The sequence below is a fragment of the Lacticaseibacillus jixiensis genome, assembly GCF_042847315.1.
Lineage (GTDB): Bacteria > Bacillota > Bacilli > Lactobacillales > Lactobacillaceae > Lacticaseibacillus > Lacticaseibacillus jixiensis.
Genome location: NZ_BAAFPR010000001.1, coordinates 75,377 through 93,402, shown reverse-complemented (window position 1 = coordinate 93,402; position 18,026 = coordinate 75,377). Strand labels below are relative to the sequence as shown.

16 protein-coding genes are annotated in these 18,026 nt (G+C 52.1%); 9 read left to right on the top strand and 7 right to left on the bottom strand.

Annotation, left to right across the window (positions count from 1 at the left end):
- The first annotated feature begins 58 nt into the window (after positions 1 to 58).
- Positions 59 to 1,099, top strand: coding sequence for an NAD(P)H-dependent flavin oxidoreductase (locus tag ACGG90_RS00445; RefSeq protein WP_390404425.1), 1,041 nt, complete (start codon positions 59 to 61; stop codon positions 1,097 to 1,099).
- 109 nt (positions 1,100 to 1,208) lie between these two features.
- On the opposite strand, the gene ACGG90_RS00440 is transcribed toward ACGG90_RS00445, so the two are convergent.
- Positions 1,209 to 2,057, bottom strand: a complete 849-nt coding sequence (locus tag ACGG90_RS00440) for a CPBP family intramembrane glutamic endopeptidase (protein ID WP_390404422.1) — start codon at positions 2,055 to 2,057, stop codon at positions 1,209 to 1,211.
- 145 nt (positions 2,058 to 2,202) lie between these two features.
- Between ACGG90_RS00440 and ACGG90_RS00435 the strand changes: the two genes are divergently transcribed.
- Positions 2,203 to 3,273 carry a hypothetical protein gene (locus ACGG90_RS00435; protein ID WP_390404420.1) on the top strand — a complete coding sequence of 357 codons (1,071 nt, stop codon included), beginning with the start codon at positions 2,203 to 2,205 and terminating at the stop codon, positions 3,271 to 3,273.
- A 204-nt stretch (positions 3,274 to 3,477) separates the two neighbouring features.
- Here ACGG90_RS00435 and ACGG90_RS00430 read toward each other — a convergent pair whose 3' ends face one another.
- From ACGG90_RS00430 to ACGG90_RS00405, 6 genes are all read right to left on the bottom strand, one after another.
- Positions 3,478 to 5,280 carry a hypothetical protein gene (locus ACGG90_RS00430; protein WP_390404417.1) on the bottom strand — a complete coding sequence of 601 codons (1,803 nt, stop codon included), beginning with the start codon at positions 5,278 to 5,280 and terminating at the stop codon, positions 3,478 to 3,480.
- Positions 5,281 to 5,433: 153 nt separating this feature from the next.
- The gene (locus ACGG90_RS00425) at positions 5,434 to 6,381 is read right to left on the bottom strand and encodes a glycosyltransferase family 2 protein (protein ID WP_390404414.1); all 948 of its coding nucleotides are present in this window, start codon (positions 6,379 to 6,381) and stop codon (positions 5,434 to 5,436) included.
- Positions 6,378 to 7,034, bottom strand: coding sequence for a phosphatase PAP2 family protein (locus ACGG90_RS00420; protein WP_390404412.1), 657 nt, complete (start codon positions 7,032 to 7,034; stop codon positions 6,378 to 6,380). The genes ACGG90_RS00425 and ACGG90_RS00420 overlap by 4 nt, the downstream gene beginning before the upstream one ends.
- A complete protein-coding gene (locus ACGG90_RS00415; protein WP_390404409.1) occupies positions 7,024 to 7,674 on the bottom strand; it encodes a VTT domain-containing protein in 651 nt (216 codons plus the stop codon). Before ACGG90_RS00415 ends, ACGG90_RS00420 begins: the two co-directional genes overlap by 11 nt.
- 240 nt (positions 7,675 to 7,914) lie before the next feature.
- Positions 7,915 to 9,273, bottom strand: a complete 1,359-nt coding sequence (locus ACGG90_RS00410; RefSeq protein WP_390404406.1) for a sensor histidine kinase — start codon at positions 9,271 to 9,273, stop codon at positions 7,915 to 7,917.
- Positions 9,274 to 9,276: 3 nt separating this feature from the next.
- Complete coding sequence (locus tag ACGG90_RS00405; RefSeq protein ID WP_390404403.1) at positions 9,277 to 9,978, bottom strand: response regulator transcription factor; 702 nt, start codon at positions 9,976 to 9,978, stop codon at positions 9,277 to 9,279.
- A gap of 291 nt (positions 9,979 to 10,269) precedes the next feature.
- Between ACGG90_RS00405 and ylqF the strand changes: the two genes are divergently transcribed.
- The 7 genes from ylqF to hslV all read left to right on the top strand — a co-directional run bounded on the left by ylqF (position 10,270) and on the right by hslV (position 18,016).
- On the top strand, positions 10,270 to 11,133 hold the full coding sequence (ylqF, locus tag ACGG90_RS00400) for a ribosome biogenesis GTPase YlqF (RefSeq protein WP_390404401.1): 864 nt from the start codon (positions 10,270 to 10,272) through the stop codon (positions 11,131 to 11,133).
- Complete coding sequence (locus tag ACGG90_RS00395; protein WP_390404399.1) at positions 11,117 to 11,875, top strand: ribonuclease HII; 759 nt, start codon at positions 11,117 to 11,119, stop codon at positions 11,873 to 11,875. Before ylqF ends, ACGG90_RS00395 begins: the two co-directional genes overlap by 17 nt.
- 55 nt (positions 11,876 to 11,930) lie before the next feature.
- Complete coding sequence (dprA, locus tag ACGG90_RS00390; RefSeq protein WP_390404396.1) at positions 11,931 to 12,770, top strand: DNA-processing protein DprA; 840 nt, start codon at positions 11,931 to 11,933, stop codon at positions 12,768 to 12,770.
- Between the two features lie 166 nt (positions 12,771 to 12,936).
- Positions 12,937 to 15,018: a type I DNA topoisomerase gene (topA, locus tag ACGG90_RS00385; RefSeq protein WP_390404394.1), complete on the top strand. Its 2,082-nt coding sequence runs from the start codon at positions 12,937 to 12,939 to the stop codon at positions 15,016 to 15,018.
- An 85-nt stretch (positions 15,019 to 15,103) separates the two neighbouring features.
- Positions 15,104 to 16,405, top strand: coding sequence for a methylenetetrahydrofolate--tRNA-(uracil(54)-C(5))-methyltransferase (FADH(2)-oxidizing) TrmFO (gene trmFO, locus ACGG90_RS00380; protein WP_390404391.1), 1,302 nt, complete (start codon positions 15,104 to 15,106; stop codon positions 16,403 to 16,405).
- A 118-nt stretch (positions 16,406 to 16,523) separates the two neighbouring features.
- Entirely contained in the window at positions 16,524 to 17,420 is an 897-nt protein-coding gene (xerC, locus tag ACGG90_RS00375; protein WP_390404387.1) for a tyrosine recombinase XerC, read from the top strand.
- Positions 17,421 to 17,491: 71 nt separating this feature from the next.
- Complete coding sequence (gene hslV, locus ACGG90_RS00370) at positions 17,492 to 18,016, top strand: ATP-dependent protease subunit HslV (protein ID WP_390404384.1); 525 nt, start codon at positions 17,492 to 17,494, stop codon at positions 18,014 to 18,016.
- Positions 18,017 to 18,026 lie beyond the last annotated feature (10 nt).

Here is an 18,026-nt window from a genome sequence, read left to right as displayed (position 1 = left end):
AACGCACCGACAAGTCGATTTTGCCAGTTGAAGCTTGGTGTGGCGCTTTGTATAGTGGATGCAGATAATGAAAAGTGAGGAATCAATCATGAATCGAGTTGCGTCAATTTTAGGCATCAAGTATCCATTCGTCCAAGGGGCCATGTCTTGGCTGACTGACGCCAAATTCGTCGCCGCCGTCAGCAATGCTGGCGGCTTAGGCATTCTTGGGCCAAACGCCGGCCAGCACACCGTCACTGCCAGCGCCGATGAAACCGCTCAGCGCATGCGCCAGCAAGTCAAACAAGTCCAGCAGCTGACGGACAAGCCTTTTGCAGTGACCTTGATCGTAGCGGGCGGTGATCCGTCGATTTTTACCAAGAAGATCTTGGACGTTGTGATTGAAGAACATGTCCCAGTCGTGCTGCTGAATTCGCTTGGCGGCGTCTCCAGCGCGACTTATGGCGTGGATCCGGCCACCATGCAAACCCTTAAAGCGCACCATATTAAAACCATCGTCCGTTCCTTGCAGCCATCGATCGCCGATGCCAAAGCCGTTGAAGCACAAGGCGCCGACATATATGTTGCCACCGGCTTTGACGAAGGCGGCACCATGCCAGGTGGTGAAATCGGCTCTTTTGCCATCATGCCGATGATCGCAGATGCCGTGAAGCTTCCAGTCCTGCTGGCCGGCGGGATCGCTGATGCACGTACGGTTAATGCCGCTTTTGCCTTGGGTGCCGAAGGGGTGTATGTTGGCTCGCGGCTGATTCCCACGGTGGAAAATCCTGCCGCGCAAAACGTCAAGCAATTGATCATGGATGCGACTGCCGAAGATCTGACGTTGTTTCGCACGACGCCAGCTTACTATCGCTCCTTGCCAACAAAGCTGGTTGCGCAATTGGTTGATAACGACCAAACCTTGCCCAAGGCGCAGGCCCAACAAGCTAACGGCAAGTTAATGGGCGGCACCAGCGGAATGCGCTTAGGTATGCTGGATGGGGATTTTGAACATGGTTATGTGTCGGTTGGTACCGGCATCTCAATGGTGCATGCCATTGAACCAGTGCAGCAGGTGATCGACGCGATGATGCAAGATTATCACGATGCTAACAAGTAACGGTTTACCTTAAATTGCCGAAAAACGACCCAGTTGTCTGATGTATGCCAAGCATACATCAGACAACTGGGTCGTTTTGGCGTGCAGTCAATTCGGCAAGCGCTTGGTTTCACTCAAGTGTGGCAAAGTCTGCGCGGTTGCGCAATTTGATCAGCCAGCCGACCACTGCAATCGCCGCCAGCAGCACCAAGGTGGTGGGCAAACCGCGTTCAATGCCGAACGTTCCGCCATCCAGCCAAGTGTTGCCTAAAGGCGTCGAATGCAAGATCAAGCTGATATCTGACATCCCCGAAACCGACGTGCCAAATATGATCCCTTCTGCATAATTCCAAGCCATATGCATGCCGGCGCTGAGCCAGATGCCGCCAGACAGCAGGCGAAACAGCGACATCAACAGACCAAACAAGAAGATCCCAATGCCGGCGCGCCAGTCAAAACCCGGATTGCCCAGGTGTAAAAACATGAAGAACGCTGAGTTGCCAAGCACTGCCACTCCGACTCGGTGCTGTTTAAGCCAAAAGCCCATGATATAGCCGCGGCATAACAACTCTTCCAGCAGGGATTGCACCGCAAAAGCGAGGATGTACAACCCAATCAACAACCATTGTGTTGGCGCAAACACGACGCTCACTGCCAAGTCGCCGCCGAACCACACCACCGCCCAAATCAACGCGAATAGGCCAGTTCCTGTCGCGATGCCCACTGCATATTGGCTAAGTGCATGCCGTGTGATCCGCAGTCCAGTCAGCCAAGGCCGCTTGCGGTAAAGCAATATCATCACAAGCACCGCCACCCCTTCGCCGAACAAGCCGATCAGCGTTTGTGTATGCAAACTGGCGGTATCTTGAATTTCAACGATCGCCATGGGAATCTCAGACACCAGCGCCCAGCCAAATGCGATCAAATACACCAGCCAAAACATGCCCACGTTCCAAACCATCCCGTGTGGTCGGGTCATTACCATCACCTGCTTTCTATGTCGCCATTCTAGCACAGGCAAGCGTCGCTTAAAGCCAGCTTACAAAAATGTTAGCTCGCACTTGCTGGCGACGGCTCAGGCTGGTTTGTGCTATTGTATGAAAGGTGATTTGAGGAGGACTTTTATGAAACATCTGCATTATTGGCCGATTGCGGTTGTGCTTGGAATCGCCGCGGTGGCTGCCGGCGGTTTTGTATACCACCGCACCCAGGTTTTAGACGGCACGAATACGCAAGCGGCGATGACTTCGCAAAAGACGTTTTACCACCAGCTTACCAAACAATATCCGCAACTTAAAACCGCGATCGATCACGATGCCAAACCAGACACCTATGTGATCCCAGGATTGCTGCACACGAAAACCTTGACCTTGCAAGGCGGCCAGGTTGGCACCAGTTCGACCATGGATCCGCAAGGCTTGGCCATCACGCCGCAATACGTGGTGATTTCTGCATACAGTCGTGATCAGAAATACCACTCGGTGATGTATTTCTTGAATAAACACACTGGCCGCATGGTCAAACAATTGGTGTTGCCTGGCCGCTCACATGCCGGCGGCTTGGCATATGATCCTGTCAGCAAGCGGCTGTGGGTCACCACTGAAACTGCCAGCAAAGTCGCTTCACTTTCAGCGTACGATGCCAGCACCTGGCAGCAAGCAGACTTTGCCAAAAATCATCACGCCACCGCATTTGACCACGTGCTGCCGATGCCTAGTGTTAAACGCGCGTCGTTTATTACCTATCACCACAACGCGCTATATCTGGGCTTTTTTGACCGCAATGCCCAAGGCAATTTCTTGGCGCTGCCTTTGACTGTGCGCGGTATGCCGACTAACCATGGCGGGCATAACATTGTGTTGCGCGGGGATAACCATCCAGGCCATTACAGCACTTCCAAGCGGTTGCAAGGGGCGACGTTTTATCATGGTCAGCTGTTATTTTCTCAATCATATGGCATTAAGCCTTCGCATTTGTTGGCGTTTGACAACGACGGGCAGCGCACTTGGCTGGATTTTGACGGGGATGACACCATTAACAATGTCACCATGCCGCCGTATATGGAACAAATCGTCGCCGATGGAGAAGACTTGTATGTACTGTTTGAGTCGGCGTCTGCTAAGTATCGCAAGGCCGATTTGGAATTTCATGCCGATCGGGTCGTGAAACTCGATCTTGGTGCCTTGTTGCATTGACCACAAAAGCGGCGGGACTTCACAAATTTTGTGAAGTCTCGCCGCTTGATTTAGTTTCAGTGAAACTGCGTCTGCCGAAACCATTTTTCAACGGATCCCCAGCAACAAGGGTGCATGCACAACGCCAAGCCGCTGACAATTTCGTTGAACACCGCAGCGCCAGGCGTATTTAACCGGTTGAGGCGTGATTTGCTGACCCGCGAGTCAGCCGCCTTGAGAATATTCGATGCAGGTATAAATCAGGGATGCAGTGGGTTTGATTTGGCCATTGATCACTAGCGGTGAAACACTGAGCTGGTAGTGACTGGTTGCCACCACATCCACTGGTTGATAAGTTGGTGAAGTATTGACCACGATGATCTGATAGCTGCCAGCTGTTAGATCATGGTGTAATTTATATACTGCACCGGCTTGAACCAAGTGGTATTGATGATGGTTGTTGCGGTTAAGCAAGCTGACTTGGACATGGGCATGGGCGTGGATCTGCACCGAAAAATAATTCGCTCGGTCATTTAGCGTCACGTTTTGTTGCAATACCGTGTGCGCGGTGATCGCAGTCGGTTTTGCGTGGTATTGCGTCGATAGTTGACTGCGCTGAGCAGCCACCACGTGATTGACCAGCTTAGGGCGCATCGCAGGCAAGGCGATAAACGCCCATAACCCGGCCAATGCTGCAAGCGGCAGCAGTTTAGTCCTTCTGACAACGGCAACGCGCTTGGCTGGCGCGGGCAAGGTAGCCACAACCAACCACACCAGCGGCAACAGCACTTGCCCATAGCGGGCTTCAGCTTCCCATAACAAGGTATGAAAAGCCAAGTAGCCTAAAGCCAGCAAAATCGCCAACAAGGCTGAAACGGCTTGAGGCTGGCGCCAATTTGGCCGCCAGATCAACAAGCGCATGCCCAGCATCACCCATAATGTCCAAGTGGCAATGGTGTAGCTGATCTTGGTCAGGGCTTGCCAAGTTGCGACATGCGCTTGATACCAGCCAGGCGCCGCGCGGAAGCCGCCGTTATACCAATTCTGAATGCCTTGCACATTCAACAGCACAATGAGTTTATTCACCCACAGCTTGATGAGGCCAAAGAAGCCGAGGTGTTTGATCCGCGCGCGGATCAACTTGCGATCGTATTGCTGACGGGCGGCTTTGTTGGGTAAGGCAATGGCGTGTTGCACATCTTGCGGTGCGTATTTGCCGTGGGTTTGAGAATTGAACCCAACCAGCATCCAGTTGGTGATCGGAAAGGCATACGCGTCATTTGGCGTGTAGCGGCTGAGCTGATTGATCTCCTTGGCTGCCGGCAGACTCAAGGCAAAACCCGTGCATACCAGCAGGATCGGCAGCGTTAATTTCAGCGGTTTAAGCATGTGCTTGCCTGCCAGCATTAAGCCGATGATCAGCACTGCCGGCAACAACACGATCAAGTTGGCCTTGATCAATGCTCCAAGCAGCACTGCCAAGACTAAACCAGCGCCGCTGATGACGCGCTTGAGCCGCGTTTTGGCGGGCCAATGCCAGAATATGCGCATGATGATCAACAAGATCAGCATCGTCGGCAGATCCGAATAAAACACCTGTAAATAATACGTGTAGGCAAAAGGCGTGCCAGCGCAAAAGACAAACACGCCGACCAATAAGCTTTTGCGTTTGGCAAATTGCCAAACGGTAGTTAACAATAAGCCGATGAAGCCATCCAGCAGCGCCATGTTTAACAAATTCACCGCAGCGTTGGTGGATAAGCCCACCAATTGGGTGAGCCGCAGCCACAACGACAAGAAATACGCCAGCGGCACATTGTTGACGTAGCGCCAGAAATACGTGGTATTCCAAGTGTAGTGGCCGGCAGCCATCAAGTCGGCTTGGGCCAAGACGCGATACGGATCATGATACACACTGACTGGCATCATGGTGACAATGAGCAGCTGAATGATCACCATCACCAAGCAGCCGATGACGATTCCAAAGCCTAGCGTCTTAATCGGCAAGGCTTCGATGCGCGGGGCCAACAAACGACATCCCAACAGCGCCAGTCAAGTGCCGAACATAACCACCAAAGCACTGGAAGCTTGCGGCAAATTGCCTAACATGCCGATGGCTAAACACACCACCAACAGCACCGCCAAGCCGGACGGCATCGCTTTATGCAGCATAAGCACCACCTATTCTAAGATCGTTTGAATGGTATAGCGCGGCCGGTGTTTGGCTTCGGTGGTCAGCTTGCCGATATATTCACCAAGCACGCCTAAGCTGATCATTTGCACACCGCCGATAAACCATAATGACACCATCAAAGAAGACCAGCCATGTACCGTTAACCCTAACAGTTTCATGATCACGGCATAGCCAACCATCCCCAAAGCCAGCAAGCACGCGACAGTTCCAAGCAGTAAGATCAAGCGCACCGGCGCGATGGTCAAGCTGGTGATCCCATCCCAAGCAAATGCCAGCATTTTCTTCAGCGGGTACTTGGACTCGCCAGCCAAGCGCGGCGTGCGCTTGTAGTACACCGCATCGGTGTGAAAGCCGAGTTTCGGGATCAAGCCGCGCAGGAAAATATTGCGTTCAGAATACGTCAACAACGTCGTCACAGCGCGCTTTGACAGCAAGCGAAAGTCGGCGTGGTTGGGGATCAGCTGCACGCCTAGCAGGCCTAACAATTTATAGAAGCTGTTAGCGGTGGTGCGCTTGAACCAACTGTCAGTATCGCGGTTGTTGCGCACGCCGTAAACAATATCGGCGCCGTTGGCATATTTGGTCACCATTTCAGCGATCTTGGTGGGGTCATCTTGCAAATCGGCATCAATGGTCACGATCATATCTGCGGTTTTCACCGCTTCTTGCATGCCGGCGATCAAGGCAAATTGGTGCCCGAAATTCCGCGAGAAGCGCAAGCCATGGACCCGAGAATTAGCTTGGTGGAGTTTCTCGATCAAAGCCCAGGTATGGTCCGTAGAACCGTCGTCAACGATCAAGAGATCAGCTCGCGGCAGAAAGTCGTTGGTTTGCGCAATTTGGTCTTCAATGGCCAAGAGTTTGTGGATCGATGAGGTCAACACCTGCTCTTCATTGTAGGCAGGGACTACGATCGTTAATTTCTGAGTATTCATAAGCTTTGGATCCTTTCTGGAATCATCCGGCGCAAGCCAGTTTGCACTGCGGTGGCATAAGGGGTGATCACCAACCAATAGCCGAGCGCTAACAGCACACTGCCTAAAACGTCACTGGCGTAGTGATCGCGCAAATACACGCGCGAAATGGCCACTAAGCTGGTCCAAACGATGCCTAACAACACGGCGACAAGTTGCAGCTCTTGATTGTCAAGCAGCGGCAAGCCCAACATCAACAGGCTCGCCACCAACAACACTGTGCAAAATGTATGGCCGCTGGGAAAGCTGTAGCCTGAGTCAGCCACCAGCTGATGCAGCGGACGCAAGCGGGCCACGAGTTGTTTGAAACCTTCTGCAAGCGTTGAGCCGATTAATTGCACGCCGCCGATCCACACGGCCAAACACAAGTCACGCCGATGCCACAACCAGCCGCACAACAGCGCCGTGAGTCCCAACACCAGCGCCGGGCTGGCCAAAGTGCCAATCACTTTAAAGAGCACCGTGTTTGGTGCGGTGACGGCTTTGCTGGCCAAGCGGCTAAACGCAGCATCGAAAGTATGCAGCCAAGGCGCTTGGGTGTGGACGCTTAAGGCCAAAGCCAAAAACATGACCAACAGTCCCAGCCCTAAGCTTTGTTGGATCTTAGTCTTCATCAGGGACGCCTCCGCGTTTTCTTAGGACAGCCACTGCCGCTGGCAAGAGTGAAATAGCAACAATTGCAAACATGATCAAAGAAAAATGTGCTTTGACTAAAGCGATGTTGCCAAAACAATAACCGCAGCCTAAAGCCGCCAAGACCCAAGTCAAGCCACCAAGCACGTTGTAAGGCACGAAAGCTTGATACCGCATGCGGCTAAAGCCGGCGGTAAACGGGACGAAGGTGCGAATGATCGGCATAAAGCGGCCTAAGAAAATTGCGGCTTTCCCATATTTGGCAAAGAAGCGTTGCGCACGGGTGAGGTATTGCCGCCGGATCAGCCGGCGCCATTTCTGATTGCGCGTCAGATAACTCCCAAAGTGTTTGCCGATTTCAAAGTTCAAAGCGTCGCCTAGAATCGCAGCACTGCTTAATATCACCAGCAGCAGCCAGATATTCAGATGGTTTAACGCAGCCAATGACCCGCATAAAAACAGCAGCGAGTCGCCAGGCAAGAAAGGCAAGATCACGATGCCGGTTTCGATGAAGATCAAGGCAAATAAGCCGATATAAATCAGGTTGCCGAATTGGTTGAGCCATTGTGGCAAGAGCTGACTGAGATCAGGGATCAAAGTCGTGAGCATGAGTACAAACATACCAGATCCTCCTTTGAGTTGATGATGGCTTAAGCATAAGCGCCAACCCGTGAGGCGCCCACTTATGAAAACTAAGCCAAAACTCAAGATTCTTCAGATAGTGAAAGCTGCACCGCGCTATACTGGGGTTCTTTTCTGAAAAATATTCAGATGACGCTGACTTTTGCTCACAAAAAAATTTTTAACGCAAAAAAATAACTGAGCCTCGCGTCAGATGCGGCGAGCTCAGTTTATCGATAGTTATTGTGGCGGCAGAATCAATGAGAATACCGTGCCTTGCGGTTGCTGGTCAGCCACGGTTAACTGGCTGTTGGTCAGCTTGGCCAATTGCGCAGCGATCGCCAAGCCAAGCCCAGTCCCAGGCACGCTGCCGCGCACATCTGCGCCGCGGTAGAAGCGCTCGAAAATATGCGCTTTATCTTCTTGCCGGATGCCGGCGCCTTGGTCGCTCACGGCGATCACCGGGGCCCCTTGCTCGTTTAGCGCTAAGCTGACGGTGATTTGACTAGTGGCAGGGGAATATTTGGCGGCGTTGGTCAGCAGGTTCAACACGATTTGTTCCAAGGCGCTTTGATTACTCAAGGCTTTGAGCCCAGGCGTGAACTTGGTGATGACGGTTTGTGAAAATGTCTCGTCGAGCTTCTGGATGATGTGAGCCAAACTGGTTGAAAGATCCAATTCTTCCAGATCCAGCGCCAGTCGATCAGCGCGGGACAATTGCAGCAGCTCATCGATCAATTGCTGCATTTGACGGGATTCTTCGGTGATATAGCGCACCGATTTGGCAATGATTTCCGGATGCGCTTGACCGTGGCGTTCGATCAATTGCGAATGACTGCGGATGGTGGCAATCGGGGTGCGCAGTTCATGTGCCGCATTCATGACAAAGAGTTTCTGTTGTTCTTGGCGATCTGAAAGCATGCCTAACAATTCATTGAAGTGCTGAGCCAGTTCGCTCACTTCGCTGGGCTGGCTGGGCACCGGCAACTGCATGGCGTCAGGTTCTTTGGCAGAGGCGATCATTTGCGTGGTGTGTGATAAATCGGTCAAAGGATCGGTCAATCGCTTGACCAAACGCTGAATATATAATGGGGCCAGGACCAATGTCATCAACAATAACAACCCAGTGACTTCCATCACCCGCCCTAACACTGCCAATTGGGGATTCATACTTTGCCAAAGCGTGTAATAGATCCCTCTGGAATGGACAAGCCGGTGGTACAAAAAGCCGATTTTTGGTCGATAATAGACGTGTTTAAGCAGCGGGATCTTAATCGGGGCGACTTGAAGAATGTTCTTGGTATGCGGGGATAAGTAGCGCTTGATCTTGGCGTCTTGACGTTTGTTGTGGACCATCACGTAGCTGGCACTGGTGTCCAGCGTGCTGTTGCGCCGCCAGTCTTCCCAGTCGTCGTTGCCGTCGATAACCGCGTTCTTGAGGCTGGAGGTAATATGGTCGGTGGTGATGCTGACTTCTTCCAACAGCTGATGACCCACGGCAAACACGATCAGAAGTCCTAATGACACTGTCACGACGATGATCATCATGATCAAGCTGCGCAACATAATGGCTGCGCTGGATTGCTTGTGTTTAACCATGGCTTACTCCGCTTGAACGTGTTGTGACAGCATGTAGCCAACGCCGCGCACCGTGTGGATCAATTTGCCGCCAGGGCGATCGGCATCAAGTTTGCTGCGTAAATTGCGCACATAAACATCCAAAATATTGGGTTGCCCGTCAAAGTCCACGCCCCACACTTCATCCAGTAATTCTTCTCTGGAACAAGGCTGATTCTGATTGGCGATCAACGCCACCAACAGTTCATACTCGCGTTGGGTCAAAGGAATGATCTCACCGCCGCGCGTGACGCGCTTGGTATCGGTGTTGACCATCAAGTCTGCGGCAGTATAAGTGGTTGCAGTACTGGCAGCCGGTTGGCTATGGCGCAAGGCGACTTCGATACGGGCCAGAAGCTCTTCCATTTCAAAAGGCTTGGTCACGTAATCATCCGCCCCGCCAGTCAACCCAGCCACTTTGTCACCAATGTAATCGCGGGCGGTGAGCATGATGATCGGGATCTGACTGGTTTTGCGGATCTTACGCAAGACGCTGAAGCCATCTAGGCGTGGCAACATCCAGTCGAGAATGATCAGATCCAATACCGGTTCGTTTTCGTGAAACATCTGCAAGGCTTCCAGGCCGTCTTTGGCACAAAGCACCTTGAAGTCTTCCAATTCGAATTCGGTGGTTAATGAATCCGCCAAACCTGCTTCATCTTCGACTAATAGTAACGTTGTTTTCAACAGAATCTTCCTCCAGTGTGCATGGTTGCTTGCTGAATCATGGTAAGTATTGCTGCAATCAGTGTGCCACGCCAAGGCATTGATGTAAAGAAAGGTGAAAATGGCCGCACAGCTGGGGGTGATGGCATCCTGCGGCTTGGTACGTTATAATCATCACTAGTGTAAACAGCGTGCGGCGCAAATTTTTGCGCCGCTTGTGCGGTTGCCATGCGTCAATGAAACTGCGTGGCGGCAGCGCGATCAATAATCCCTAAGCACTTTTAGCAAAGGGATCAAAGGAGTTTTTAAATCATGGCAAATTTAAACTGGTTTCCCGGGCACATGGCCAAAGCCCGCAACCAAGTACAAGAAAAACTTAAACTCGTCGATGTCGTCATCGAAGTTACCGACGCGCGGACCCCTGAAGCCAGCCGCAATCCGATGATGAACGAAATCGTCAAGAACAAGCCGCGCATCATGGTGTTAAACAAACAAGATCTCGCCGATCCGGAATTGACCAAGCAATGGGTCGCTTATTACCAAGGCCAAGGGTTTGCGGCTTTGGCCATCGATGCCCAACACGCCAAGCGGCTCAATCAGATCCCGGCGCTCGCCAAAGAATTAATGGCCGCCAAAATCGCCAAGCAAAAGGCGCGCGGCATCAGGAATCCGGCGATTCGTGCCATGTGTATCGGCATCCCCAACGTCGGCAAATCCACGATCTTAAACCGCTTGATCAAAAAGAACGTCGCTGTTACCGGCAATCGGCCTGGGGTCACCAAGAACCAGCAATGGCTCAAAGCTGACGAAACGTTCCAAGTCTTAGATACCCCTGGGATCTTGTGGCCGAAGTTTGAAGATGAAACAATCGGCAAGAAATTGGCGCTGACTGGTGCGATCGCCGATTCCGTTTATCAAGAAGATATCGTGGGGATGTTTGGTTTGCACTTCTTCCGCAGCCATTACACCGAGGCGTTTCGGCGGGCATACGGGCTCAACGCAGCCGATTTGGCGTTGTCTGATGCTGATTTGATGGTGCATCTCACTTCCAAAAACGGCTTTGGTGATGATTACAACCGCATGGCCGAGCGGATCATTTTCGATGCGCGGCAAGGCAAAATGGGCCGTTATACCTTAGAGTCACCAAACGAGGCACAAAATGGCGTCACTGAATGAATTAAAACAAGCATTAACTGCAAGTCCAGTTGATCAAGCGCTGTTGGAGCAATTGGCTGCAGATCCGCGCGTTGGCGCCAAGCGCTTGTTGGCCAGCTATGAACGGCGCCAAGCCCGCTTGGAAGCAGAAGCCTTAGCTTTAAATTACCGCACGCGCTTTGAGCGTGAACTGTGGCCGCGATACTTGCACATTGCAGGTATCGATGAAGTTGGCCGCGGGCCATTGGCCGGGCCGGTGGTGACAGCGGCGGTGATCTTGCCGCAAGGGTGCACCTTGGATGTCAACGACTCCAAGCAGTTGAGCAAACATCAGCGAGAAGCGTTGTTTCCGCAAATCATTGAACAAGCGGTGGCAGTGAGCTTAGGCGTCGCTGACAACAACGAAATTGATCAAGAAAATATTTACCACGCTACCGAATTGGCCATGGGGCGAGCGGTGGCGAGTTTACGGGTGCAGCCAGACTTCTTGTTGGTTGATGCCATGACGATCCCAAGTGCTGTGCCGCAGCGCAAGTTGATCAAAGGCGATGCCAACAGCATCAACATTGCCGCAGCCAGCATCGTGGCCAAGGTGGTGCGAGACGGGTTGATGACCATGTATGATCAGATTTATCCCGGCTACGACTTTGCAGACAACATGGGTTACGGCACGCCAAAGCACTTGGCGGGTTTGGCCGAATTTGGGGTCACGCCGATCCATCGCATGAGTTTTGCGCCGGTGCGGGAAGCCGCCATGAATTAACCTCAATAATCGCGTATGACTATCATGAAGGCATACTCACAAGGAGGGTCGGATGATGTTGATACGTGATTTTTTATTTTATTGGCAAGTCAGACATTATGATTCAAGCGCCAACACCCGCGCGGCTGCTTGGCGCATCTTACAGCATCAAGCGCCTGATGCTCAACTAAAGCCCCAGCTGCTGCCTGATGCCATGCAAGCCAGCTTGCAAGATGAGACCCATTTGGCCCAAGCCCGGGCGGCTTGGGGTAAGACGCCTTTCATCACGCGCTTGGATGCGGACTATCCTAAGCGCTTGGCCGAAGCTTATGCACCGCCTGCGGTGTTATTTTATCAAGGCGACTTGACGCTGTTGCACACGTTGAATCTTGCCGTAGTTGGGGCCAGGCAAGCCACGGCTTATACCAGCCAAGCGCTGACGCAATTAGGCGCAGCACTTGCGCAAATCACGGTGGTATCTGGACTGGCCAGTGGTGCCGACAGCATGGCGCACCGCTTTGCGATCAGCCATCACTTTCCCACGATTGCTGTGATTGCTACCGGATTAGATCAGGTGTATCCGCCGGCCCATGATGACTTGCAACAATGGATCAGCCAACACGGTTTGGTGTTAAGTGAATATCCGCCAGGGGTTGCGCCGACGCGGCGGCATTTTGTTGAGCGCAACCGCATCATTGCCGGGTTGTGTCATGGTTTGTTGGTGACTGAAGCGGCGATGCATTCTGGCAGCTTGATCACGGCCAACTTGGCTTTACAAAACAACCGCGAAGTCTTTGCCTTGCCTGGGCCCATTACCGCGCCATTAGCCGCTGGCAGCAACGCCTTGTTGCAAGCTGGGGCCAAGTTGATCGCAAGCGGGGCAGATATAATGGAAGAAATTAATTATTACTGGTAAGTGTGCCGACTTTAGGGACTTTTGCCAAGCGCTTGAAGCAGGCAGGCGGCGGGTTAAGCAAATGCGCTTGGCGGGGCTTGGAGATTTTTGATTTGACAAAGCTTTGCGGCATAGAATATGATAGCTTGTGTTTTCGAGCATTCCGCTCAGTGAAAGGAGGGCGAACATGACCGCCAAGAATTTGGTTATCGTGGAATCGCCAGCAAAAGCTAAAACCATCGAGAAATACCTGGGCCGCAACTACAAAGTCGTTGCCAGCCTTGGCCATATCCGTGACCTCCCGAAAAGTCAAATGGGTATCGATTTTGACAATAATTACGAACCTAAGTATATTTCCATCCGCGGCAAAGGCGATGTCATCAAGGACTTAAAGAAGAACGCCAAGAAAGCCGAGCATATCTACCTGGCAGCCGATCCGGATCGTGAAGGGGAAGCCATTGCGTGGCATGTCAGCCACATCTTGGACCTTGATCCCAAAGGCAAGAATCGTGTGGTGTTCAACGAAATCACCAAAGATGCCGTTAAGAATGCCTTCAAAACCCCGCGCAGCATCGATATGAATTTAGTTGATGCCCAACAAGCCCGCCGGGTGTTGGATCGGGTCGTGGGCTATTCGATTTCGCCGCTGTTGTGGAAGAAGGTCAAGAAAGGCCTGTCTGCCGGCCGCGTGCAGTCGGTGGCGTTAAAGCTGATCATCGACCGGGAAAAGGCCATTCGTGAATTTGTTCCTGAAGAATATTGGACATTAGACGCTGAGTTCAAGAAAGGCCGCAGCGCCAAATTTGGTGCCAGCTTCTATGGCCTTAACAATAAGAAAATGGCGCTGAAAGACAACGACGCTGTCCAAGCGGTACTTAAGCAAATCGATCGCAAAGCGCCTTTTGATGTCACCAAAGTCGTCAAGAAAGAACGCAAGCGCTATCCTGCACCGCCATTTACCACCAGTTCGCTGCAACAAGAAGCCAACCGTAAGTTGAACTTCCGCACCCGCAAAACCATGATGTTGGCCCAGCAGCTGTATGAAGGGATCAACTTAGGCGGCAAGCTTGGTACAGTGGGCTTGATCACTTATATGCGGACTGATTCAACGCGTGTGTCTAATGTGGCCAAAACTGAAACCTCGCAGTTTATTCATGACCAATATGGCGAAGCCTACGCGGCGGTGAAGATCCGTCAAGGCAAGTTGCAAGAAGGCGCCCAAGACGCCCATGAAGCGATCCGGCCCACCAGCACCTTGCGCACGCCGGAAAGTTTAGCCAGCGTCTTAGACAAAGACCAAATGAAGCTGTACCGCTTGATTTGGAGCCGCTTTGTGGCCAGCGAAATGACGCCGGCTGTGATGGACACTGTGGCGGTGACCATCGAACAAAACGGGGCCACTTTCCGCGCTAACGGCAGCCAAACCAAATTCCCCGGCTTCACCACGCTGTATGTTTCCAGCCGTGAACAAGATGAAAAAGACAACCTTTTGCCTGATTTGGCAGTCGGCGATGCGCTGACTTTGGTCAAAACCGATCCGGCGCAGCATTTCACCCAACCGCCGGCACGCTATTCTGAAGCGAACTTAGTCAAAGCCTTGGAAGAAAACGGGGTCGGTCGGCCGTCGACATATGCGCCAACCATTGAAACCATTCAAAAGCGTTATTACGTTAAGCTTAACGCGCGGCGCTTTGAGCCGACAGAACTCGGCGAAATCGTCGACAACTTGATCACCGAATTCTTCCCAGATATCGTCAACATCAAGTTCACTGCATCTGTTGAAGAAGAACTTGATAGTATTGAAGCAGGCAAGATGCAATGGACCAAGGTCATTGATGACTTCTATCATCCCTTCAAGAAGGAACTTGAACACGCTGAAGAAGGCATTCAGAAGATCCAGATCAAAGACGAACCAGCCGGCTTCAACTGTGACATTTGCGGCGCGCCAATGGTCGTTAAATTAGGCCGTTATGGCAAGTTCTATGCTTGCTCGCGTTTTCCAGATTGCCGCAACACCAAGGCAATCGTTAAAGAAATCGGCGTGGTTTGTCCGAAGTGTCACAAAGGCCAAATCGTGGAGCGCAAATCCAAGAAAAACCGGGTCTTTTATGGCTGTGATCGCTATCCAGCTTGTGATTTTGTTTCATGGGACAAGCCAGTCGGCCGTGATTGTCCAAAGTGCGGGCACTTCTTGATCGAAAAGAAGTCCAAAGCCGGCACCCAGGTGCAATGCCCGAATGGCGACTATTCAGAAGCCATGCAGAAATAATGTTTCTAATCAGGGACCGTCGTGCGGCGTGCCCCTGATTTTAGCCAGATAAAGAAAGCGCTTAATGCGCAACGGAGGTCCTCATATGCCTGTAGTTAATGTGATCGGCGCCGGATTAGCCGGCAGTGAAGCCGCCTGGCAAATCGCCCAAGCCGGCGTGGCGGTGAACTTATATGAAATGCGGCCGGTGGCCACCACCCCGGCGCATCATACCGCGGACTTTGCTGAGTTGGTATGCACCAATTCGCTGCGCGCCAATCAAATCTCCAATGCCGTGGGCTTGTTGAAAGAAGAAATGCGCCACTTAAACTCAGTGATCATGACCGCTGCAGATGCCACGGCGGTACCGGCAGGCGGTGCTTTGGCGGTGGATCGGGAAACTTTCTCGCAAACGGTGACGCAAAAATTGCGTCAACATCCAAACATCACCGTGATCAATGAAGAACTCAATCAGATCCCTGCAGGTATCACCGTGGTGGCCACCGGGCCGCTGACTGCCGATGCGCTGGCTGAACAAATCGCAGCGCTTAACGGCACAGAAGGCTTACATTTCTTTGATGCGGCTGCACCGATCATTGATGCCAATTCGATCGACATGGACATTGTTTACAAAAAGTCGCGTTATGACAAAGGCGACGCCGCTTATCTCAACTGTCCCATGACCAAAGATGAGTTTATGACGTTCTGGCAAGCGCTCGTCAACGCCGAAGTCGCAAAAGGCCACGGCTTTGAAGATTTAACCGTGTTTGAAGGCTGCATGCCCATTGAAGTCATGGCCCAACGCGGCGTGCAAACCATGCTGTTTGGACCGCTGAAGCCGGTGGGCTTGGCAGATCCGCGCACCGGGCGCGATCCTTATGCGGTGGTGCAATTGCGCCAAGACAATGCGGCAGCATCGTTGTATAACATTGTCGGCTTTCAAACGCATTTGAAGTGGGGTGAGCAAAAGCGCGTCTTCAGCTTGATCCCAGGGCTTGAGCATTTAGACATCGTGCGCTACGGCGTGATGCATCGCAATACTTACATGAACTCACCGCAAGTCTTGCTGCCAACTTACGAAAGCCAAAAGCGCCCCCAATCGTTTTTTGCCGGGCAAATGACTGGGGTGGAAGGCTATGTTGAATCAGCCGCCAGCGGCTTAGTCGCTGGCATCAATGCTGCGCGCATGGCCCAAGGTCAGGACTTATTGACGTTTCCTAAGCAAACCCAAATCGGCGCCATGGCTGAATACATCACCCATGCCAGTCCGCAGCATTTCCAGCCGATGAATGCCAACTTCGGCATCATGCCAGGGCTGCCTGGCCGCATCAAGAACAAGCTGGAACGCAATACGGCAATCGCCCAGCGCGCGTTGACCACGCTGGATGCGTTTATGGCCCAAGTTTAAGCCGCAACTTTAACCCTGCACAGCCGCGATGGCGGTTATGCAGGGTTTTATTGAGATCAGTAGGCGTTTCTTGGTGTTCTTGTGAAAATGTGTTAAGGTATTTTCGGGAGGTAAGCGCATGCAGGTCATTGATCAATTTCTCCAATACCTTCTGGTGGAGCGGCATTATTCCGGCGAAACCAAGAAGGCGTATCAAGAAGATATTAACGACTTTGTGCAGTTTCTATCGGCCAACGGCGGCTTTGAGAATTTCGCTTCAGTTGACCAGCTGGATGTGGCCACATATTTGACGGCGCTTAGCGAGCGACACTTGGCGCGCAGCACGGTTTCACGCAAGTTGTCATCGCTGCGCAGCTTCTATCGCTACTTGATCCGCATGAACTTGGCCAAAACCAATCCCTTCGAATTAGTCGAAACGCGCAAGAGCCACCATCATTTACCGGATTTCTTCTACGAACCGGAAATCACGGCGCTGTTTGCCACCGTTGACGGCAAGACGCCGTTGGATCAGCGCAATCGGGCGCTGCTTGAGGTGTTGTATGGCACGGGCATTCGAGTGAGTGAATGTGCGAACTTGACGCTTAATCAAATCGACTTTGATTTGGAATTGTTGTTGGTGCATGGCAAAGGCAACAAAGACCGCTACGTGCCTTTTGGCAGCAAGTGCCAAGAAGCGCTGCATATTTACTTAGCTGACGGGCGGCAGACGTTAATGGCCAAGCTTGATCAAGTCCATGACCGCTTGTTTGTCAACCAACATGGCAAGCCCTTAACGTCGCGCGGTATCGAATACATCTTGGATCAATTGATTCAAAAAACCAGCCTGACGTCTGGCATCCATCCCCATATGCTGCGGCATTCTTTTGCCACTCATTTGCTGGATCACGGCGCCGATTTGCGCTCGGTGCAGCTGTTGTTGGGCCATGAAAGTCTGTCAACGACTCAGATCTATACGCATATGACCACTGAACACTTAAAGTCCGATTACATGAAGTACTTCCCTAAACACAATTAAGCCTCAAGTCTGATGCATATGACAGCTTGTCACGTTAGACTGGTACCATTAACCGAATAAAGGAGCACACAATGACAACAATCGCAGCAGTACGTAAAAACGGCAAAACTGCCATCGCCGGGGATGGCCAAGTCACCCTAGGCGAGAAAGTGATCATGAAAGGCAATGCGCAAAAAGTGCGGCGCATTTTTAACAACAAAGTCGTGATCGGCTTTGCTGGCGGCGTCGCTGACGCCTTCACCTTACAAGACTGGTTTGAAAAGAAACTCGAAGCCCATGCCGGCAATTTGCGGCGCGCCGCAGTCGCTTTGGCCCAAGACTGGCGCAAAGACCCGACGCTGCAGAAACTTGAAGCGATGATGATCGTGATGGATGAACACGACTTGCTGCTGGTTTCAGGCTCTGGGGAAGTGATCGATCCTGATGACGATGTGGTGGCCATTGGCTCTGGCGGCAACTACGCGCAAGCTGCCGCGATGGCGATGATCCAACACACCGACATGGCGGCGGTTGATATCGCCCATGCCGCGATTGATATCGCCGCTTCCATCGACATTTTCACCAACCACAACATCATTACCGAAAGCTTCGACTGAGCAGAAACAA